Source organism: Protofrankia sp. Cj5 (assembly GCF_917627405.1).
Classification (GTDB): domain Bacteria; phylum Actinomycetota; class Actinomycetes; order Frankiales; family Frankiaceae; genus Protofrankia.
Genome location: NZ_CAKJTO010000090.1, coordinates 1 through 20,002 on the forward strand (window position 1 = coordinate 1; position 20,002 = coordinate 20,002).

18 protein-coding genes are annotated in these 20,002 nt (G+C 68.1%); 11 read left to right on the plus strand and 7 right to left on the minus strand.

Annotation, left to right across the window (positions count from 1 at the left end; genetic code table 11):
* From crtI to MJ777_RS17560, 5 genes are all read left to right on the plus strand, one after another.
* The coding region (crtI, locus tag MJ777_RS17540) for a phytoene desaturase family protein (protein ID WP_239377190.1) at nt 1-1,344 on the plus strand (1,344 nt) is incomplete at its 5' end.
* A 137-nt stretch (nt 1,345-1,481) separates the two neighbouring features.
* Nucleotides 1,482-2,621, plus strand: coding sequence for a MoxR family ATPase (locus MJ777_RS17545; RefSeq protein WP_239310831.1), 1,140 nt, complete (start codon nt 1,482-1,484; stop codon nt 2,619-2,621).
* Nucleotides 2,618-3,673 carry a DUF58 domain-containing protein gene (locus MJ777_RS17550; protein WP_370652753.1) on the plus strand — a complete coding sequence of 352 codons (1,056 nt, stop codon included), beginning with the start codon at nt 2,618-2,620 and terminating at the stop codon, nt 3,671-3,673. The genes MJ777_RS17545 and MJ777_RS17550 overlap by 4 nt, the downstream gene beginning before the upstream one ends.
* Complete coding sequence (locus MJ777_RS17555; RefSeq protein WP_239377191.1) at nt 3,670-4,629, plus strand: VWA domain-containing protein; 960 nt, start codon at nt 3,670-3,672, stop codon at nt 4,627-4,629. The genes MJ777_RS17550 and MJ777_RS17555 overlap by 4 nt, the downstream gene beginning before the upstream one ends.
* Nucleotides 4,630-4,872: 243 nt before the next feature.
* The gene (locus tag MJ777_RS17560; protein WP_239377199.1) at nt 4,873-5,856 is read left to right on the plus strand and encodes a phytoene/squalene synthase family protein; all 984 of its coding nucleotides are present in this window, start codon (nt 4,873-4,875) and stop codon (nt 5,854-5,856) included.
* Between the two features lie 340 nt (nt 5,857-6,196).
* On the opposite strand, the gene MJ777_RS17565 is transcribed toward MJ777_RS17560, so the two are convergent.
* Nucleotides 6,197-8,731: a hypothetical protein gene (locus MJ777_RS17565; RefSeq protein WP_239377192.1), complete on the minus strand. Its 2,535-nt coding sequence runs from the start codon at nt 8,729-8,731 to the stop codon at nt 6,197-6,199.
* A gap of 1,416 nt (nt 8,732-10,147) precedes the next feature.
* Here MJ777_RS17565 and MJ777_RS17570 point away from each other — a divergent pair.
* The 5 genes from MJ777_RS17570 to MJ777_RS17590 all read left to right on the plus strand — a co-directional run bounded on the left by MJ777_RS17570 (nt 10,148) and on the right by MJ777_RS17590 (nt 13,416).
* Nucleotides 10,148-11,053 (plus strand): glycosyltransferase, encoded by a 906-nt coding sequence (locus MJ777_RS17570; protein WP_239377193.1) that lies wholly within the window; start codon nt 10,148-10,150, stop codon nt 11,051-11,053.
* On the plus strand, nt 11,005-11,691 hold the full coding sequence (locus MJ777_RS17575) for a DapH/DapD/GlmU-related protein (RefSeq protein WP_239377194.1): 687 nt from the start codon (nt 11,005-11,007) through the stop codon (nt 11,689-11,691). Before MJ777_RS17570 ends, MJ777_RS17575 begins: the two co-directional genes overlap by 49 nt.
* Nucleotides 11,667-12,761 carry a glycosyltransferase family 2 protein gene (locus MJ777_RS17580; protein WP_239377195.1) on the plus strand — a complete coding sequence of 365 codons (1,095 nt, stop codon included), beginning with the start codon at nt 11,667-11,669 and terminating at the stop codon, nt 12,759-12,761. The genes MJ777_RS17575 and MJ777_RS17580 overlap by 25 nt, the downstream gene beginning before the upstream one ends.
* Nucleotides 12,762-12,851: 90 nt before the next feature.
* The gene (locus MJ777_RS17585; RefSeq protein ID WP_239308069.1) at nt 12,852-13,082 is read left to right on the plus strand and encodes a ribbon-helix-helix domain-containing protein; all 231 of its coding nucleotides are present in this window, start codon (nt 12,852-12,854) and stop codon (nt 13,080-13,082) included.
* On the plus strand, nt 13,069-13,416 hold the full coding sequence (locus tag MJ777_RS17590; protein ID WP_239308068.1) for a type II toxin-antitoxin system PemK/MazF family toxin: 348 nt from the start codon (nt 13,069-13,071) through the stop codon (nt 13,414-13,416). The genes MJ777_RS17585 and MJ777_RS17590 overlap by 14 nt, the downstream gene beginning before the upstream one ends.
* A gap of 69 nt (nt 13,417-13,485) precedes the next feature.
* Here MJ777_RS17590 and MJ777_RS17595 read toward each other — a convergent pair whose 3' ends face one another.
* The 6 genes from MJ777_RS17595 to MJ777_RS17620 all read right to left on the minus strand — a co-directional run bounded on the left by MJ777_RS17595 (nt 13,486) and on the right by MJ777_RS17620 (nt 18,237).
* Nucleotides 13,486-13,788, minus strand: coding sequence for a lycopene cyclase domain-containing protein (locus MJ777_RS17595; RefSeq protein ID WP_239377196.1), 303 nt, complete (start codon nt 13,786-13,788; stop codon nt 13,486-13,488).
* Entirely contained in the window at nt 13,785-14,147 is a 363-nt protein-coding gene (locus tag MJ777_RS17600; RefSeq protein WP_239308066.1) for a lycopene cyclase domain-containing protein, read from the minus strand. The genes MJ777_RS17595 and MJ777_RS17600 overlap by 4 nt, the downstream gene beginning before the upstream one ends.
* 15 nt (nt 14,148-14,162) lie before the next feature.
* Complete coding sequence (locus MJ777_RS17605) at nt 14,163-14,849, minus strand: thiamine phosphate synthase (RefSeq protein WP_239308065.1); 687 nt, start codon at nt 14,847-14,849, stop codon at nt 14,163-14,165.
* Between the two features lie 143 nt (nt 14,850-14,992).
* Nucleotides 14,993-15,316, minus strand: coding sequence for an Rv2175c family DNA-binding protein (locus MJ777_RS17610; RefSeq protein WP_239308079.1), 324 nt, complete (start codon nt 15,314-15,316; stop codon nt 14,993-14,995).
* Nucleotides 15,317-15,348: 32 nt separating this feature from the next.
* Complete coding sequence (locus MJ777_RS17615) at nt 15,349-16,941, minus strand: Gfo/Idh/MocA family protein (RefSeq protein WP_239377197.1); 1,593 nt, start codon at nt 16,939-16,941, stop codon at nt 15,349-15,351.
* 111 nt (nt 16,942-17,052) lie between these two features.
* Entirely contained in the window at nt 17,053-18,237 is a 1,185-nt protein-coding gene (locus tag MJ777_RS17620) for an NAD(P)/FAD-dependent oxidoreductase (RefSeq protein WP_239308078.1), read from the minus strand.
* Between the two features lie 271 nt (nt 18,238-18,508).
* On the opposite strand from MJ777_RS17620, the gene pknB reads away from it, so the two are divergent.
* A partial coding sequence (pknB, locus tag MJ777_RS17625; RefSeq protein ID WP_370652755.1) for a Stk1 family PASTA domain-containing Ser/Thr kinase occupies nt 18,509-20,002 on the plus strand: 1,494 nt, incomplete at its 3' end.

Below are 20,002 nucleotides of genomic sequence, written 5' to 3' on the forward strand. Positions count from 1 at the left end.
CCGAGCGTGCTCACCATGCCGGACCTGATCGCCGACGCATTCGACTGCGTCGGGGAGAACATCGACGACTGGCTGCGGCTGCATCCGGTCGACCCAGTGTACCGGGCCTGCTACGCCGACGGTTCCACACTCGATATCCACGCCGACCCGGACGCGACCGCCGATGAGATCACCCGTGTGTGCGGGCCGGCCGAAGCCGCCGGGTACCGCCGGTTCGTCACGTTCGTGTCCGACCTGTACCGGGCGCAGTTGCGCGACTTCATCGACGCTTCGATCGACTCGCCCCTGAGCCTGTTACGGCCGTCCCTGGCCCGGCTGGTTGCCCTCGGTGCCTTTCGCCGCCTCGAGCCCATGGTGGGCCGCTATCTGCACGACGAGCGAACCCGCCGGGTGTTCTCGTTCCAGGCGATGTACGCGGGCCTGTCCCCGCAGGACGCTCTCGCGCTGTACGCCGTGATCGCCTACATGGACTCGGTGGCCGGCGTGTACTTCCCGGTGGGCGGCATGCACGCCGTTCCGGCTGCCATGGCCCTCGCCGCTGCCAAGCACGGAGTGACGTTCCGTTACAGCACCACCGTGACCGGGGTGGAGATCCGCGGCCGACGGGCGGCCGCGGTCCACACGTCCTCGGGTGAGCGCATCGCCGCGGATGTGGTGGTACTCAATCCCGATCTCCCGACCGCCTACCGCGAGCTGCTGCCCGCCGCTGTCATGCCACGCCGGGTCCGCGGCCTGCGCTACTCACCGTCATGTTTCCTGCTGCTGGCCGGGTCAGGAGCCGACTACGGTGACCGGGCCCATCACACGATCCACTTCGGCCGGGCCTGGCGACGCACCTTTGACGAGATCATCAACCGAGGCGAACTGATGAGCGATCCGTCGTTCCTGGTCACGACGCCGACGATCGGCGATCCGACGCTGGCTCCGGCCCGCCGGCACAGTTATTACGTGCTGTTCCCGACACCGAACCTCACCGCGCCGCTGGACTGGTCGGTACTGGGCCGACGTTACCGTGACGAGGTGATCGAGACCCTCGAACGGCGTGGATACGTCGGTTTCGGTGCCGCGATCGACGTCGAGCATGTGATCACCCCCGCGGACTGGCGGGCCCAGGGCATGGCGGCCGGCACGCCGTTCGCCGCCGCCCACACCTTCGGCCAGACCGGCCCGTTTCGCCCCTCGAACCTGGCCCCGGGCCTGGACAACGTGGTGTTCGTCGGCAGCGGGACCCAACCGGGCGTCGGCGTGCCGATGGTGATCATTTCTGGGCGCCTGGCCGCCGAACGGGTGCTCGGGCGCGACCGGGCCTACCGCTCCCGGGCGCCGCGCGGACCAGCGGCCTGAGCGCGCCGGAACGAAAAACCGTCTTTGCCGGGCACCCATTCCTCCCTGTTGCCGGTCACTGTGCGGCCATCGTTCGCAACGGCCGAGTGCCCTCGCTTCAAGTCCCGGTTCCAGGCGCTGGCTGCGAGACTGAGGCCATGGACGAACGGCACGCCCCCGAGACCGCGCCGGCCGGCTCCAGCCTCACCGCGCCCGGCTCCGGCCGGGACGGCAGGACACTGGCCAGCCCGGATACGAGCACCGATGCCGATCACCTGGAACGTGTTCTCTTCGAGATCAAAAAAGTGATCGTCGGTCAGGACCACATGATCGAGCGGATGCTGGTGGCGCTGCTTGCCCGCGGGCACTGCCTGCTGGAGGGTGTGCCGGGAGTGGCCAAGACCCTCGCCGTCCAGACGCTGGCGACAGTGGTCGGCGGAACGTTCGCGCGCATCCAGTTCACCAGCGACCTGGTCGTGTCCGACATCGTCGGTACCCGCGTGTACCGCCAGACCCGGGAGACCTTCGACGTCGAGCTGGGCCCGGTCTTCGCGAACTTCATCCTCGCGGACGAGATCAACCGCGCGCCCGCGAAAGTGCAGTCGGCGCTGCTGGAGGTGATGTCCGAGCAGCAGGTCTCCCTCGGCGGTGTCACCCATCGGCTGCCCGCGCCGTTTCTGGTGCTGGCCACGCAGAACCCGATCGAGTCAGAAGGCGTGTACCCGCTTCCGGAGGCGCAGCGCGACCGGTTCCTCATGAAGATCAACGTACCGTACCCGACCGGCAGCGAGGAACTGGAGATCGTCCAGCGGATGGGCGTGCGACCGCCCGCGGCCGAGTGCGTGCTGGACCCCCAGACGCTGCTGAAACTACAGCGGCATGCCGCCGAGGTGTTCGTCCACCACGCGATCGCCGACTACGCCGTGCGTATGGTGCTGGCGACCCGGTCACCCACCGAATTCGGGATGCCCGAACTTACCGGCCACCTGGCCTACGGCGCGTCGCCGCGCGCCTCGCTCGGTCTGGTCGCGGCGGCCCGCGCGCTGGCGCTGCTGCGCGGACGGGACTACGTGGTGCCCGACGACGTCGCCGCGGTGGCCCTCGACATCCTGCCGCACCGGTTGGTGCTCTCCTACGAGGCGCTGGCGGAAGGGCTGTCCACGGACGCCATCGCCGAGCGCGTTCTCCAGGCCACCCCACCGCCACAGGTCGCGCCACGCCAGCACGGCTACTCCGGGCGCTGGACCACGAACCCGCACGGCTTTCCCGAGTACCACAACCAGGGGACAACCGCGTGAGCGCCCACCGCTCCTCCGCTGGGGCCTACGGCTCCTCCGCTGGTGCCTACGGCTCCTCCCCCGCATCGGGAACGGCTGGCCCGCTCGCCGCGGATCCGTCGATCGAACGCGCCCTGCGTCGTCTGGAGCTGACCGTCACCCGGCGCCTGGACGGGCTGCTGCTCGGTGATCACCTGGGCCTGGTACCCGGATCCGGAACCGAAAAAGCCGAAAGCCGTACCTACCACGTCGGCGACGACGTCCGGCGGATGGACTGGGCGGTCACCGCCCGTACCACCGTCCCGCACGTACACGACCTCATCGCCGACCGCGAGCTGGAGACCTGGGTACTCGTCGACCTCACCGCCAGCCTGGAGTTCGGCACCGCGGCCTGGGAAAAACGCGACCTCGCGATCGCCGCTGTCGCCGCGGTCGGCTACCTGACCGCACGCGGCGGCAACCGGCTGGGAGCGTATGTGCTCTCCGGTACCGGCCCGCGCGTACTACCCGCCCGTACCGGTCGCAACAGCCTGCGAGCACTGCTACGGACCTTGCTGGCAACACCGCGTACCGCGCTGGACCGCCCGGCCAGCGCGCCGAACGTCTCCGCGGCGACCGATCTGGCCGCGGCCGTGAACGGACTGCGTAACCCGCCCCGGCGCCGCGGCCTGGCTGTCGTGATCTCGGACTTCCTGTCGACGGACCTGTCGTGGGAACGGCCACTGCGCGCGCTCGCCGGACGCCATCAGGTACTTGCCGTCGAAATAGTCGATCCACGCGAGCTTGAGCTCCCGCGGGTCGGGCTGCTCACCGTCATGGACCCGGAGACCGGCGCGACGCTGGAGGTACCGACCTCGTCCCGCCGGCTGCGCGAGTCCTACGCCCGCGCCGCCGCGGCGCACCGCCGCGAGACCGACGCCGCGCTTCGCCGGGCCGGCGCCGCCCACCTCGTCCTGCGGACCGACACCGACTGGCTCGCCGACATCGTCCGCTTCGTCCTGGCCACCCGCCGCAGCCGCGGCGCGGGCCGGCGTCCGCCGGTCACGGCCCGGCCGGCCGGGCCGGCACGATGACCTTCCTCGCCGGCCACTGGCTGTGGCTGCTGCTGCTGGTCAGCGCGCTGACTGTCGCCTACATCGTGCTGGCGCTGCGCCGGAAGGTCTACGCGGTCCGGTTCGCCAGCGCCGGGCTGCTCGCGTCGGTGCTGCCCCGGCGCCCGCAGTGGTGGCGCCGGCATGTGCCGGCCACCGTCCTGTTGCTCACGCTGGCCACCATGGTGTTGGCCCTCGCGCGGCCGGCGAGGGCGGACCGGGTGCCCCGCGAACGCGCGACAATCATGCTGGCGATCGACGTCTCGAATTCGATGGCAGCAACGGATATCCCTCCCAACCGGCTCGAGTCGGCCAAACAGGGCGCCGAGGCGTTCGTCAATCAGCTACCACCGCGGATCAACCTCGGCCTGGTGTCATTCGCCGGCTCGGCGGCGGTTCTCGTTCCACCGACCACGGACCGCGAAACGGTCCGTTCCAGCATTCACAGCCTGCAGCTGGGTCCGTCCACCGCGATCGGCGAGGGTATCTTCGCCAGCCTGCAGGCCATCACCGTGCTGGGGGACCAGGTCACCGCGGACGGCCAGACGCCACCACCGGCGGCCATCGTGCTGCTCTCCGACGGGGAGACCCAGCGGGGACGCCCGAATTCCGAGGCCAGCCAGGCCGCTGTAAGCGTCCGGGTGCCGGTGGACACGATTGCCTACGGCACCCCGGACGGTACCCTCGACGTCGGCGGCCAACAGCTCCCCGTCCCGGTCAACGAGGCGGCATTGCGCGAGATCGCACGGACGACTGGGGGCTCCTACCACCGGGCCACGTCCGGCGACGAACTGCGGTCGGTGTATAAAAAGCTGGGCAGCTCCATCGGATACCGTACCGAGTTCCATGAAATTACCATGTGGTTTGTGGGGCTGTCGCTGTGTCTCGGCCTGACCGCCACGGCACTGTCGCTGGCCTTCTCGTCCCGAATCCCCTGAAGGGCTCCGGTGGCAGGGCGTTCGATCAGGAAGCGGCGTCCGGCTGGATGGAGCGCGAGGCGACGGAGGGAGCCGCCGGAGGTGCTGGGTGGCGGGCGACGAGCCGGGATATTCCCGCATCGCGCGGCGATGGATGGGCAGCGATGACGCGAAGTGCGCACCCCCAGCCCCGCGATCCTGCGTCCCCTGTTGCCGGGCGCTCTGACCCACCGAATCCCCTGGCTGGGAAGAAGCACTGTGCGTATATGTGAGCTGACCGCCGCGGGGATCACCGCGCCCGAGCTGCGGCGCTCCTACCTGGCATGCCGCCAGCTCAACGCCGCCCATGGCCGCACATACTTTCTGGCGACCTTGTTACTGCCCGCCTGGAAACGGCCATACGTCCACGCGCTCTACGGATTCGCGCGGTATGCCGACGAGATCGTTGATGATCTTGACTCCAAGCTTCCTGACGCCGAACGGGCGGCCTGGCTGCGCGGCTGGGGGGAGGAGTTCCTGGCTTACGCACGGTCGTGCCCGGCCACGACCGCCACGACCGCCACGACCGGCATGACCGGCATGACCGGCATGACCGGCATGACCGGCATGACGTCCGTGCTACCGGCGGTTGTCGACACGATCCGGCGCTGGAACATCCCGCTTGAGCACTTCGAGGCCTTCCTGCGATCCATGGCGATGGACCTCACGACGACCTCCTACCCGGCCTGGGACGATCTGATGGTCTACGTCCACGGCTCGGCCGTGGCGATCGGCCTGCAGATGGTGCACGTCCTGGAAGCCAACGGCGCCGCGGCCCTGCCCTACGCCCGCGATCTGGGTACCGCCTTCCAGCTCGCGAACTTCATCCGGGACGTCGGCGAGGACCTGCGCCGCGGCCGGATCTACCTCCCTCAGGAGTCGCTGGACCTGTTCGGCGTGACGCCCGAGCGCCTCGGCACAGGCGTGGTGGATGGCCCGGTCCGCCGGCTGCTCGCGTTCGAGATCAGCCGTGCCCGGGAACTGTTCCGTGCGGCAAAGCCCGGCATCCGGCTGCTGCACCCGACATCACGCGACTGCGTCCACACCGCGTTCCAGCTTTATCAGGGCATTCTGGATGAAGTGGAACGCGCCGACTACCAGGTCCTGGACAAGCGGGTGGCTGTCGGGCTCGGCCGGCGGGTCGCTGTCGCCGGCCCCGGCCTCGTCCGCGCCGCCCGCGTCCGCCGCGCCACCCCGCCTGCGATCTGATGATTACGAGCGCCCGACAACAGGGGAATGGATCAAGGAAGGGAGTTGGGGTGCGGGAGTCGCCCTGCGTTGGGCGTCGACCGGCAAGCCGGGGTACCCGCGCGTCGCGCGGCAATGGCTGGGCAGCGATGGCGCGATGCGCCGCCCAGGCGCCGCGAGCCGGACAGTCCTGTTGCCGGGCGCTCTAACTCGAGCAGGGACGCGGCCTCAGCGGCGGCTCGTCAGAATATGTGAGACCAGAGCGATACACCTCATATGGAACGTCATTATTCGTCTGAAATACCCGCTTAAGGCCCGCGGCACACATGATTGAAATGTGCCGAGTGCGGGCAATCCCATTCTAGTCGAAGGCAAGAATGCCACTGACCCCTTCATACTGATGAAGGTCGACAGACTGGCGAATCTGACTGTACACCATTTTCGGATTGATTTGCGCCGGATCCCACGAGTGATCAATACCAACGGCGGGCCGACGGCTTGCGATATCGGTGACTGAACGCAACAAGAGGCGGGCCGCATCGTAGCCGAGGCTAACCCATTCCTGGATTGGCTTGCTTCCATCACAGAAGCCCAGCGCGTCACGGATATCGTTGAGAAAGTTTATGCGTTCAGGCTGATGGGCATTTTTTAGCTGCTCACAGAAGCCGAGTTGCCCACGGGATATATAAGCCACCGGAAGCGTGGTCGGAGCAACAGCCCGCATTTCGGAATTAGCGATGTAACGACTCACCGATCCGTCGGCCAACAGGGTCGGGAGCCTACCGCCGCAGTCGGTGTAAACCCGGGAAACAAATGCGGGAAATTCGGTGTATCGGCCACCAAAGAAGACTATTCCGTCGAACTTGTCAGAACAGATGTCACTGACATCTGTTCCGCTGGGCCAGAATTTTTCTCTGTAATGATCTACAAACTCGGCATGTAGATCATTACGAAGAGTGTTGACATACAGGTCTTCGTCGCCACCGATGCGCCCCTTGGCGCCATAGGTGTAGAAGTTGATGATCGCATCGCGATGCAGCACCTGGCTGACATAGGAATGGATCATACCTACCTCATCCCTGTTGGACGGCGAGAGCTGCAGGTAGAGATTGGACGCGCCGGCGATGCCATCGGCCGAGGTGGTCAGCGTGAGAGTCGGCAGCCCGACCGCGTCAAGCGACTGGAGCATGTACTGGGTTTTTGTCCGGCTATCCAGCTGAGCTACTGTCGCGATCACTGTCGGGTCGTCATGTACCAGCTGGGCCAGCATCGGTACAAGTTTGTCAGCATGGCGTGTTTCGTCGCCGACGTTACCCACAATCACTCGTAGATATGGACTGGCCGGATTGTTATCGGCCTCATGCATAGCTCGGTACTGAGCTGCCGCTACACCTTCCAATCCTTCCCGCTCAGCATCAAAGACTTCGTCACCGAGACGGGAGTCAGTCCTGGTGAACGCGGCAAGATAGACCAGTGTCACCAACGGCCGGTTACGCTTGACCTGGTGGGCACTGGCAGCTTCCCGATTTTGCGCGAAAATTTTCTTCTGTACACCTGTCAATCGTTCATCTGGTCCAAAGGCCTGTCGATCGGAGCCACTGTAACCGATGCACTGCCGATCGATATAAATAACCCGCAGCGTATCGCCACGATGAAGAGGAAGCGTCGCGCATCCAGGGTGTATCTGACCTACTATCCAAATCACGAAAGTGCTTATGAGTAAGAGTACAACCACGGCTGGCATCCAGGGCTGAGCCAGCCACGGCGGACGCGCCGGGATGACTACCGGTAACCTGTCCTTGATGTTCAGATTATTGATACCAGATACCGCTACCGGCAACAGCCACGTATCGGGATGCCCTCGTTTGCCAGCCATGGGCAGCCGGTCATGAACAGTCGAATACGCGGCATCCAGGCCCATCAACGGCACTACTCTGCCGTCGGTGACGGCCTCAGCAAGTGGCGTCCCGTTCAGCGGCACATCCACCCCCCTTGTAACGATCAGCAGGGGGTCGGTCCACCCGTCACCGCGCACAGCGGTAACCGCTCGTATGAGTGCGTATCCGGCGTTGTCGGGCGCTACGGCGTCCAGCAGTATCACCGGGTACGCCGTACGCCGCCACGGTCGTAGCCGCCACGGTCGACGCCGATACTGCACCCGCAGATCTTCCAGAAACGCGTCCGTCAGGAGCCGATCGATGGCTTCGGGTTCCTCATCGGCGCGTGGACCGATAGTCAACCGCTCGGCGACCGCCAGGAAGGTCGAGGCTGGCCCAGACGCGAGGCACTGCTGCCTCCTGAACCAGCGGAACTCATGCCCTGCCCCGGGAAGTCGTCCGCTGACGAGGAGCCGCAGCGCCACCACCGGCAACACCCTGACAAACAGCGACAGCAGCAGCCCCAACCAGCCGGTAAAACCGTGGTCTAATCCGCCCTCACCCTGGCCTCCCCGCAGCCCGAACTCCCGGCGCAGCCGTCTGGCCAGCTCCCGTTGCCGCTTGGCGACCGGCACGTCGGACAGGTTCTGCGCGGTCAGCCAGTCGACCAGCGTGAAGCAGCGAAAGCGCAGCGGGTCACGGCTGAAACGACCTACCGCCAACTTTTCATGTAACTGGTGGAGTAGCGGCTGCAGCCCACTGACCTGTGTGACGTCGACGTACGTATGCGGCACACGTCGCTTGCCTGACTCGACAAACCGCCCGGCAAGTACCTTCAACGCCGAGTCCGCCGTGCCCGCATCCACCAAACACAGCACCGGTATCCGCCAGTCAGTACGGCCAAACCGGTTGGCATGCCGCGAGCGCGTCACTATGGACTTGACAAGCTGCACCAAGATCGTAAATCCGGCGAAAACCGCCATTATCGTACTGGATTCCTGCTCGTCAGTACTGCTCACTTTGCTCCCCCCGCTGGTCTCGGCATCCGTGGACCCGACAATCAATCGCGCCCTCAATCATGCCCCAGATATAAGCTGCCTGGTTGCTACCGGCCTTCATTCAAGGCACTGACAGGACGTGGTCAATGTGCCCTGTGACCCTGCGGGCTACCAGAAACCGGTCTGGCCCTGTGAGCTGGGGTGACATGCCAGCGCGGCTGCCCGCACGACGGTCAGCCACTGACCGGCAGGCTAACGAAGGACAGCCCCCAAGACCCCGTCCGCCCGCATCGGACGAGAACCACCAGCGTCAGTCACCCCGACGAAAAACTCGGCGGCGCCCGAACGCGGCAGCACCTGTTGAGTCATCCCATCCCCCGATCGCGGACCAGACCAGAACCATCACTGTCAGTGATTCAACCATAGCCCGGCGAGCCCGACATCAGAGACAGCGCCGCTCGGGCACCCTCTCCGCCGGAACCCCTCGGGTCGGAGGAGAGAGGCCGGCAGGGCCGGTGACACGCGGTCAAAGTGCGGCCGTGGAAGCTTCGAGGCGGCCGTCCCAGCGAAGCGAAGCAGATCGTGCCGCGATCCCGGCCAGCGCCAGCCGCGCGGCGTTCGCGGTAAAAGACCCTGAAGGTAGATGGACGAGCGAGTTGTCGACCACGACAGCGCATCCAGGCTAAGATTGGTGGTGTTGGGCGGTGTCCGGTTCGCGCCCGATGCAGGATCACTCTTCAGTTAGGCATCCAGCCCCTCTGAAACCGGGAAACAGGCGGGGGTTCGGGACTGGTGCCGGGCTGGAGTGTCCTGTGGCGCCAGATGTGCTCATCCCCCTCGTGTCGGGTTCGATCTCGACGGTCCTTGGCTCAATCGCCATAATGATCATGTACCTCTCCAGGCAGCGGACCGAACGGATCAAACACTCTCAATTAATTGATCTTGAACGAGAACGTCTTTGGCTCACCTTGGCTGCCTTCGAGCGCGGCACGACCGCTGGACAATCTGCAGATCTTGTTGGCCTGACGCTAGCGCTCCGTGGTGGGGACGACTCAGCCCGAAACAGCCCGGACGACATCGATAGCAGCGGATCAAGGCCGTCGATGCTGGGCAGTCAATCTCCATCAGGCGTTCCTTCCTCTCCTCCCGCCTGCGCCGGCCGCAGGTAGGCCGATAGTTGCGAGAAAGTCGGTAACGGCGTTCACAAGTGAGCGCAGCTGAACCGGATCGGTTGTCGTCGGCCGCCGCCACCGAATCAGCCGAACGGGCGGCTGTCGACAGGCTGCACCGCGTCGCTCATCGGCGTGGGTGGAGGCGACGCTGGCCAACCCGCACCGCACCCGGTCGTGCCGCACCCCGGTCGCGCCTCGGCTGGGTGACGTCCTACGATTCGGTCGGGATAGTGACGAGTCATATCCGTCAGGGGGGTGTTACCCGATGTTTCGGGTTCCGGTGGGTCCGGCCCACGCCGACGGCGGGCCGAGTGGTCCGCCCGTAAGCGTGGTGATACCCGCGCACAACGAGCGGGCGGTCATCGGTCGCTGCCTGACGGCGCTGCGTGCCGGGGTGCCCGCGGACGCCCTGGACATCGTCGTGGTGTGCAACGGCTGCACGGACGGCACGGCGGAGATCGCCCGAGCCGCCGGGGTACGGGTGGTGGAGACGCCGCGTCCCGGCAAGGCCGGGGCGCTCAACCTCGGTGACGCGGCGGTGGCCTCCTTCCCCCGCTTCTACGTGGACGCGGACGTGGTCGTGCGCGGCGACGTCCTGCTGGAAACCGCGGATCTGCTCCGCACGGACGCCGCGATGGCCGCGGCTCCCCGGCTGGCCGTCGACCTGACCGGAGTCAGCTGGCCGGTACGCAGCTTCTACCGGCTGTGGATGCGCCAGCCGTTCGTCGGCGACAGCCACGTCGGCTCCGGCGTGGTGGGCCTGAACGAGGCCGGACGGGGACGCTTCGAGCACTTCCCCGAGATCATCGCCGACGACCTCTTCCTTTACACCCTGTTCAGTGCCGACGAGCGACGGGCCGCCCGCCCCGGCCTGGACTTCACCATCTTCCCGGCCCGGACGGTGCGCGCTCACCTGCACCGCCTCGTCCGCGTCTACGCCGGCAACCGCCAGCTGGGCCAGACAGAGGCGAAACCGGAGACCGCCGCCAACGGCCGGAGCGGCTGGGCCCGGGTGGTCAAAGAAGATCCACGCAGAGTGGTCGACATACCCTGCTATGTCGGTATGGTGGTGCTGGCTCAGCTGCTGGCCCGCCGCAAGCTACGTCGGGGGGACGTCAGAACATGGGAACGCGACAACACCAGCCGGACCACCAGCGCGGGGGCGGCCTGAGCAGGTCGTTACGGGCGGCTCGCTCGCTGCTCGACCCGCTGGCCTACGCGCACATCCTGCGGATCGCGCACTTCTACGGCTATTCGCACGTGCGGCCGCGCCGCCTGATGACCGTGGCACCCGGGGTGCGCCTGGCACCGAACGTCTCCATCCGCAACGGCGAGCGCATCACGATCGGTGCCGGCGCCGAGATCGGCGAACGCTGCTACCTGTGGGCCGGTGACTCGACCGGCCGTATCGACATCGGTGCGCACGCGCTGTTCGCTCCCGAGGTCTTCGTGACCGCGTCCAACTACCGGACGCCACCCGGTGTGCCCGTCATGCACCAGGACAAGGACGAACGCGACATCAGGATCGGCGCGAACGTCTGGCTGGGCGCCCGGGTGGTCGTCGTCGCGGGTGTCACGATCGGTGACGGATGCATCGTCGGTGCCAACTCGGTAGTGACCACGTCACTGCCACCGGATGCCATCGCTGTCGGCGCGCCAGCCCGAGTCGTCGGCCACCGCGGCGGCTCGACCGACGCGACGCCGACCGACGCGACGCCGACCAACGCGACGCCGACCAACGACGAGCCCACCGGCACTCCGAGCAACAACGGACGGGGGACAGCATGGCCGTCGACGTCTCAATCCTGATCATTTCTTACAACACCCGCACGCTCACCGCGGCCTGCCTGGACTCGCTGCACGCGGCACCGGACACCGTGAGCACCGAGGTGCTCGTCGTCGACAACGCTTCCAGCGACGACACCGTCGCCGTGCTCAAGGAGCGCTACCCGTGGGTGCGGCTGATCGAACAGCCGACCAACCTCGGCTTCGCCCGCGCGGTCAACATCGCGGCGAGCGCCGCCACCGGCCGCTACGTGCTGCTCCTCAACTCCGACACGGTCGTCATCGACGACGCGGTGGGCCGCCTCGTCGCCTTCGCCGAGAAGCATCCACATCACGGCGTGTACGGGGGACGCACGCTGGCCCCCGACCGGGCTCTCGACCCCAGCTCCTGTTGGGGCGCGCCGACGCTGTGGAGCCACCTGTGCTTCGGCCTCGGCCTGACCACCGCGCGGCGCGGCTCGCGGCTGTTCGACCCCGAGGCACTCGGCGGATGGCAGCGCGACAACGTCGCCTCCGTCGGGGTGGTGACCGGCTGCCTGCTGCTGGTGCGCCGGGACCGGTTCACCCAGCTCGGCGGGCTCGACCCGCGGTACTTCATGTACGGCGAGGACGTCGACTTCTCCCTTCGGGCCCGAGCCGCCGGCTACGACCCGGTGATCACGCCGGAAGCGACTGTGCTCCACCACAGCGGTGCGTCGTCGTCCCAGCACGCGGACAAGACGATCCTCACGCTGACCGGCAAGACCACCCTCGCCCGGACCCATCGCACCGGTTGGCAGCGCACCTTCTGCCTGGCGATGCTCGCGCTGGGCGTGGCGCTGCGGGCCGGCCTCGGCGTGGCCGCCACCCGCGCCGGCCGCGGCACCACCGGCAACCAGGGCAGCTGGCGGGCGGTCTGGCAGGCCCGCGCACGCTGGTGGCCCGGCTACCCTCCCTACCCGGCGGACGCCCCGGGCCACCTGACCACCGAGGACTCGCCTGCCGGGCTCCCCGGTGCCATGGAACAAAACGGCAGCTCAGCACAGGCTGACACGGCAGAACCGGCCGACGCCGTGGCAGCCGCGCCGGCCAAAGCCACCGAGCCAGCTGGCTGACGCGGGCCTTGGGTGGTGGCCGGCCGAGACCCGGCCGCCACCCATCGATGCGGTAGGCACAGGGGTAGCACAATGGGTAGCATCAAAAGTATGAAGATCAGCGTTAGTCTGCCGGACGACGATGTGCGCTTCATCGACGAGTTCAGTGCCGCAAGCAGCATCCCGTCACGCTCCGCGGTAATCCACCAGGCTGTTGGCCTGCTGCGGGCGGCCAGCATCGAAACCGCCTACACCGCGGCCTGGGACGAGTGGGCCGCCACCAGTGACGCCGGGCTCTGGGATGCCACCACGGCGGACGAACTCGCCGATGCGTCGCGGTGACATCTACTGGGTCAGCCTGGAACCAGCCCGGGGAGCAGAAGCGAACAAGACCCGCCCCGCGGTGATCGTGAGTAATGACGCCGCCAACCGCGCGGCCGGGCGTGCCGGGCGCGGTGTGGTCACCGTCGTACCCATCACGTCCAGCACCGATCGGGTGTTCCCGTTCCAGGTCCTGCTCAAAGCCGCTGAGTGCGGGCTCGCGGTCGATTCAAAAGCTCAGGCCGAGCAGGTACGAGCCGTGGCCGCGGACCGGCTCGGCAACCGGATCGCGGAGGTCCCGCCCGCGACGATGGCCGCGCTGGACAACGCCTTGCGGCTGCACCTCGCGCTCTGAGGCGATCGCCTGCCTGCACATCCGCTCGCGCTCACCTGCACTCGCTTGTGGCCGGTGCGCTGACCACGGTCACCGACGTTGCAGCCGGCGCCCCCAGAAGACCCACCAGGACAGTGTCTGGGTAACCAGCGCGAACCCGAAGAGAAGATCCTCGACCGGCGCATACGCGAACCTGCGGCCGATGATCGCATTCGGGTCGTACGTGACAATCGCCAGGCCGGTCAGGACACCATTCGTCATCAACTGAAAGACGACGATGACGGCATAGGCAGCCCAGAAGGCTTTGCGGGCAAGCACTCTGGTCCGCAGCACCGCGAAGTCGATCAGGACAGTAGCGACAACGCCGACGACGGCGAGAAAGGTATAGCTCACTGCTCCTCCCCTACCAGCCCGCCGTCCACCGCCGGCTCGTCGCCCACCGGCCAGCCCGTGACCGCGCGGACGGCCTCCAGCGTCAGCACCGCGCAGACCGGCACCACCAGGAAGAACAGCAGCTCCTCCAAGGGGAGACGGCCGACCAGCAGTACCCCGGTCAGCTGGCCGCGGTCATAGCCCCAGTGCCGGCGAGAGATCGCGTAGAAGTCCCAGCCGGCGAACACGGCGACCACCGGCAGCAATGTCAGCACCAGCCGCAGTGGACGTGCGTACACCCGCGTACGTAGGAATACCTCCAACGGCGCCGTACCGACGAGGCAGGCCGCCAGGACGGCGAGGTAGCTCAGGTGCCGCACCGCTTGTCGGGTGAGTCAGGCCGCGCGGAGCCGGCCGCTCAAGGCGGCCGCGGCGGCACCCGGATCGGCGGCCTCGGTGATGCCCCGGACGACGACGACCCGCCGGGCGCCGGTGTCAAGGACCTCGTCGAGGGTTGTCCCGTCCACCCCGCCGGTGACGAACCACGGCTTGGCCCCGAGCGCGAACGGCGGAGCGAGCCGGGCGGCCAGACGTGGCAGCTCCAGCCCGACCGGGGCCCGCCCTTGTTTGGTGGGGGTCGCCCGCACCGGCCCGACACAGAAGTAGTCCACGTCGGGATCTTCTATCGCGGCAGTGAGCTGATCAATATCATGAGTGGACTGCCCGATCAGCACGTCCGGACCGAGCAGCTGACGGGCCAGCTGGGGCGGGATATCGCACTGCCCCACGTGCAGCACGTCCACCCCGGTGAAGGCGGCGAGATCGGCCCGATCGTTGGCGCTCACCAGCGCGCCACGCCCCTGGGCGATCTCGCGCGTCGCGGCAAGCCCAGCGGCCTCGGGCTGCCACTCCAGACCCTTTTCACGCAGCTGGACGACGTCCACCCCGGCGGCGAGGACATCGTCGAGAAACTCGGGAAACGCCGGCCGGAGCCCGGTACACAGGTAGAGCCGGGCATCGGCAAGCCGCACCAGCCGCGCCTCGGCCGTACGAGATACCAGCGCATCAGAATCCCGCACCATACCCATGACCTTACGTGTGACATACCCGGCGGCACAGCATACCCGCCACGACCGGGCCCGCCCAGCCGCTTCTCATTCGCGCGGATCAACGGCCGCGGCGACCAGCCACGACCAGCGGCGGCCGGACGGTCCTTACAAGAGCCTTAAAAAGCCAGTGCCTGGGCCCGGCGTTTGACCTCCCGGCCGCGGTTCTCCGTCAGCGCCCGCACCGGGGTACCGGGCAGGGTCGGGTCGTCCCGGAAGAGCCAGCCCATCGACTCCTCGTCGGAAAACCCCGCATCCGCCAGCACTGTCAGCAGGCCGGGCAGACCTTTGATGACCGCTCCGTCGACGATGAAATCGGCAGGCACCCGTAGGACACCCCCGGAGCGTACGGCCAGCAGCTTACGGTCTCGCACCATCTGACGCACCCGCGTGATGGGCACCCCGAGCCGGTCAGCGACATCGGGCAGGGTCAGCCAATCCACGGTCAAAGTAAACACCGGGCAACAGCTCTTGGTCACGCCGGGGGGATGGGAGCCGCGCCGGCAGCCGCCGATCGGGTGGCCGCCTCCATCACGGCCACCACCCGCCGGGCCGTCTCCACCAGGTACGGCATCGGCCAGCCCGACACCAGGCGGTCTGCCAGCTCGCTGTGGAAAACCGAGGGGGTGGGCGGCGGAAACGCCAGCCGGGTCCGGCTCCCGTCCCCGGTGACCAGGTTCAGCGGGCCGGGAAAAGCGTCAAGCGCCCGCTCGGAATGCCGCCCGGACCGGGCGCTGGGCCCCGCCAGCTCCACCGCGGTCTCGCTGATAATCGAAGCCGTACTACCAACGACGTGGAACCTCGGCAACGCCACCGCGGCGAGGTCGGAAATCGTGACCTGAGCTTCGGCGCCATCGGCGAAGTGGAGCAGGACCCGGGTGTGGTCAGCGTTGCTGACGTGGTGCCAGACCCGCTTGTGCGTGGTTGCCGACACCCACTCGACAGGTTCGGTGAGCAGGTCGAGGACCCAGTCCAGATGGGCGAAGCCACGGTCGTAGATGACACCGCCGCTCACCCTGGTGTCGTCATGCCAGGTACCGGCGGGACGCGCGAATGCGCCCTGGAAGGTCTCCAGCCACAGCACGTCGCCGACCGCGCCCGACCGCACCGCGGCCCGCAGCGCCCGGTAACCGGGGTCGTCATGCTGGTCGGCGTGCACGGCCAGGACGAGCCCCCGCTCGGCCGCGGCGGAGATAAGATCATCAGCTTCCTGGGTGGACAGGCAGAACGGCTCCTCGACCACGACGTGCTTCCCGGCCTCCAGCGCCCGCATGGCCCACTCGGCGTGGGTATGCGTCGGCGTGGCGACGATGACGAGGCCCACGTCATGATCACTCACCAGCTCGGCTGGATTGGCGATCCGGCGGGCACCGCGATCGCCGCCACGAGCCGGCGGGCGGGATCCCCCGTCGCAGACCGCGGCCATTTCCAGGCCTTCGGTCGCCTCGACGGCCAGGTGATGGATGGCGGCGGAGTCGGCCGTACCGAGCAGCCCCACCCGTACCGGCGGCGCGTCAAGGACCCCCAGGGCATGGCGCAGCCACCGGCCGATCAGTCGGTGGTAGGCCGGATCAGCCAGCGTGCGGTCGCTCGAGCCGACCGTGAACATGCCGAGGCCTGTCGACGGGCGCCAGGTGCACACCGGATGGTCCGCGAGCTCGTGGCGAACCATCAGCAGCTGCTGCACGTCATCGGCGATCTTGTCGGAAACGACCCACTGGTCGACCGGGCGGAAGGCGCCGATCCGTGCGGTGAACTCACCGCCGTCCGGCCCCGGGATCAGCCGGAGCTCGTGGACCGGCGTCACTCTCCCGGGCAGCAGCCCCAACGCCTCGACCAGCGGGCTGTCCGGCGGCAGTGAGCGCAGCGTGGGACCGGCGAGCAACACGGGGACGGACTGCCGCGCACGGTCCAGCACGTCCTGCTCAACATCGTCGAGGGGACGGTCAATGAGCACGAGAAGCGCGTCCGCGGATCGTGCGGACGTGGGCCCAAGCCCGGCGCCCCGCAGGTGGTCGCCGAGAACGCTCGCGCCGGGCAGGTTCGAGACCAGGTGAATGCGGGGCACCCAGGCACTGTAGTAATCGTCTCACCAGCATCCCGACAGGGGGCTGCCCGGAAACAGCGGCGACTCATGACCGTTCAGCCCAACAGCGTGGCTCAGCCCGGCCAACACGGGTCAGCCCAACGGCACCGACACGTCCGCGAACCCGGCCGGATCGATCGACACGCCGGTCAGCATCATGCGCCGGCCACGCACGGCGTCAGCTGGGCGGCCGACCGCGACCACCCCCGTCAGCTGGCCGGCATCGTCGAACCAGCCAGCTGACCAGCCCTTGGGCTGGCTCGGGTCACCCCGCCAGACCGGCTTCGTGCCGGCCGGGCGGCGGCCCACAAATTGGATCATGCGTCCGAACTGCTCCGACCAGAAGTAGGGCACCGGGTCATAGACCGGGGCGTCCGCCAGTGGTGCGCCCGCGGCCGTACACAGCAGGGTGGCGGCGGCGACAACGGGTGACCGCTGGGCACAGTCCCAGTGTTCGACCCGCATCCGTGCCGAGTAGCGCCGTGACCACCACGCGGCGCTGTCACCCACACAGACGACCGGTGTGGACCACTCGGCGGCAAGGTGCTCATCCACGACGACCCCGCGGTCGAGCGCGATCCCGCAGCCGGCGAGCCAGCCGGTGGCCGGCCGCACCCCGATGCCTACCACGATCTCGTCCGCGGGCAGCCGCTCCCCGCCGACGAGATCAAGCCCGTCCGGCCGGACGGCACGCACCGATGTACCCAGCCGTAACGCCACGCCGGCCTGGGCATACCAGTCGATCATGCGGGCGCCGACCGCCTCCCCCAGCGCCTGCGCCAGCGGAACGCTCGCGGCCTCGACGACGGTCACCGCCGCCCCCGCGGCCGCGGCGGTCGTCGCCACCTCCGCGCCGATCCAGCCCGCTCCGACCACCGCCAGCCGAAGGCCGGGACGCAGGACGGCCCGTAACGCGCGAGCGTCGTCGATGGTGCGCAGGACGCGCTGCGGCCCGTCCCCGGGCAACCGCACCGGGTCGGCTCCGGTGGCGATAACCAGCCCGTCGCAATCAAGCGGACCGCGATCGGTCTCGACGATCCCCGGCCGCAGCCCGGTAGCGCGCCGGCCGAGCAGCAGCTCGGCATCGATCTGGCCAAGGGGCAACGCGGTGTCGTCACGACGCCCGGCGAGCACGGCCTTCGACAGCGGCGGCCGGTCGTAGGGGACGTGCTCCTCCGCGCCGAGCAGGGCCAGCGCCCCGGTGTAGCCGGCAGCCCGCAGCTCCTGACAGGTACGCAGCCCCGCGAGCCCCGCGCCCACAACCACGATCCGCTTCATGCCAGCGAGGGTAGCCGGTGGCGACTGCGGCATATCCGCGTTTCACACCCGGCTCTCAGAGCGTGTTTGAGATCGTCATTCCGGCTCGCCGTGCCCAGGCGCCCCCTGGCTGCGTTGTCAGCCGAACCGAGACAACTCATCCGGTATCGCTTCGGCCTCCCGCCTTGCCAGGGGGCGCCTGGACGCGGCTCACTGATCGAAAGCCCGATCTCAAACACGCTCCTACGACCGGATGCCCGCGGTGGCAGCGCTCGATCGTAAGCTGTGCGATATGGACGCGACCGTCGCAGACCCCGTCATCGGACGGTTACTGGACGGGCGCTACACCGCGCAGGAACGCATTGCCGTGGGCGGGATGGCGACGGTCTACGTCGCTCACGACAACCGGCTTGACCGGCTGGTCGCTCTCAAGGTCATGCATCCGGCCCTCGCCCACGACCAGGACTTCATCCGGCGCTTCCACCAGGAGGCGACCGCCGCGGCCCGGCTGAACACTCCGCGCGCGGTCTCCATCCTCGACCAGGGCAGTGATCACGGCCCCCACGGGAATGTGACCTACCTGGTGATGGAGCTTGTGCGGGGCCAGACTCTGCGCCAGTATATCGGCAGCCGCGGCCGGCTGTCCCCGACCGATGCCGTCGAGATCATCGAGCCGGTCCTCGAAGCTCTCACCGCGGCCCATGAGGCCGGGATCATACATCGCGACATCAAGCCGGAGAACATCCTCCTGGGCAACGACGGCCAGGTGAAGGTCGCGGACTTCGGGCTCGCCCGGCCCCTCAGCCAGTCAACCTACGCCATGACACAAGGTGTGGTGATGGGAACGGTCGGCTATCTGGCGCCGGAACAGGTCAGCGACGGATCGGCCGACACCCGCAGTGACATCTACGCCGCCGGGGTCGTGCTCTACGAGATGCTGACCGGGCAGTTGCCCCACACCGGCAGCACCCCGATGTCAGTGGCTTACCAGGCGGTCCACGGCGAGGTTCCCGCGCCATCCACCGTCGTGCCGGGTATCCCCGCCGCGCTGGACACGCTCGTGCTGCGCGCCACGGCACGCGACCCGAACCAACGGCCACCCGACGGCGGCGCCATGTTGGACGAGCTACGCCAGCTCGCGGCGTACCTGCCGGAGCCCGGTCAGGACTCCGGCCAGCCCGCCGATTACGTCGGCGGTGCCCACTGGGGGCTGCCGGCAGCCAGCCGGTCGCGAGCAACCACCGGCTACGAACTGGCTGGCGGGGAACCACACGGTCTCGAGCCGCGCTATCGGCCACAGCCGCGTTGGTCACGCGGCCGGCTCGCCGCGATAGCGATCGTCTCCCTCATCGCCCTGCTCGGGGGGCTTGCGGCGATGAAGGTGCTGGCCGGGCCGGGCACGGTGCGGGTTCCCCCGCTGGTCGGTCTCGACCGGGCCACGGCCGAACGCCGGCTCACCGACGCCGGGCTGCTCGCGGCCTTCGACGATCCCGCCACCAGCGACACGTTTGCCGAGGGCAAGGTCATGGAGCAGGCTCCGGCCGCTGCCGCCGAGGTGAAGCCCAACAGCACGGTGCGGATACGCCTCAGCCTGGGCAAGGCGAAGGTCCGGGTACCCGACGTCGCCACCCTGACGGTGGCCGAAGCCCAGAGCCGGCTCACCCGTCAGCAGCTCAACGTGGCGGCCGTGTCACGCCAGGAGGCCAGCGACACGATCGTGGCCGGCAACGTGATCAGAACAGACCCGGTCGCGGGCACCGAGCCCGCCCAGAGCGCCCAGGGAACG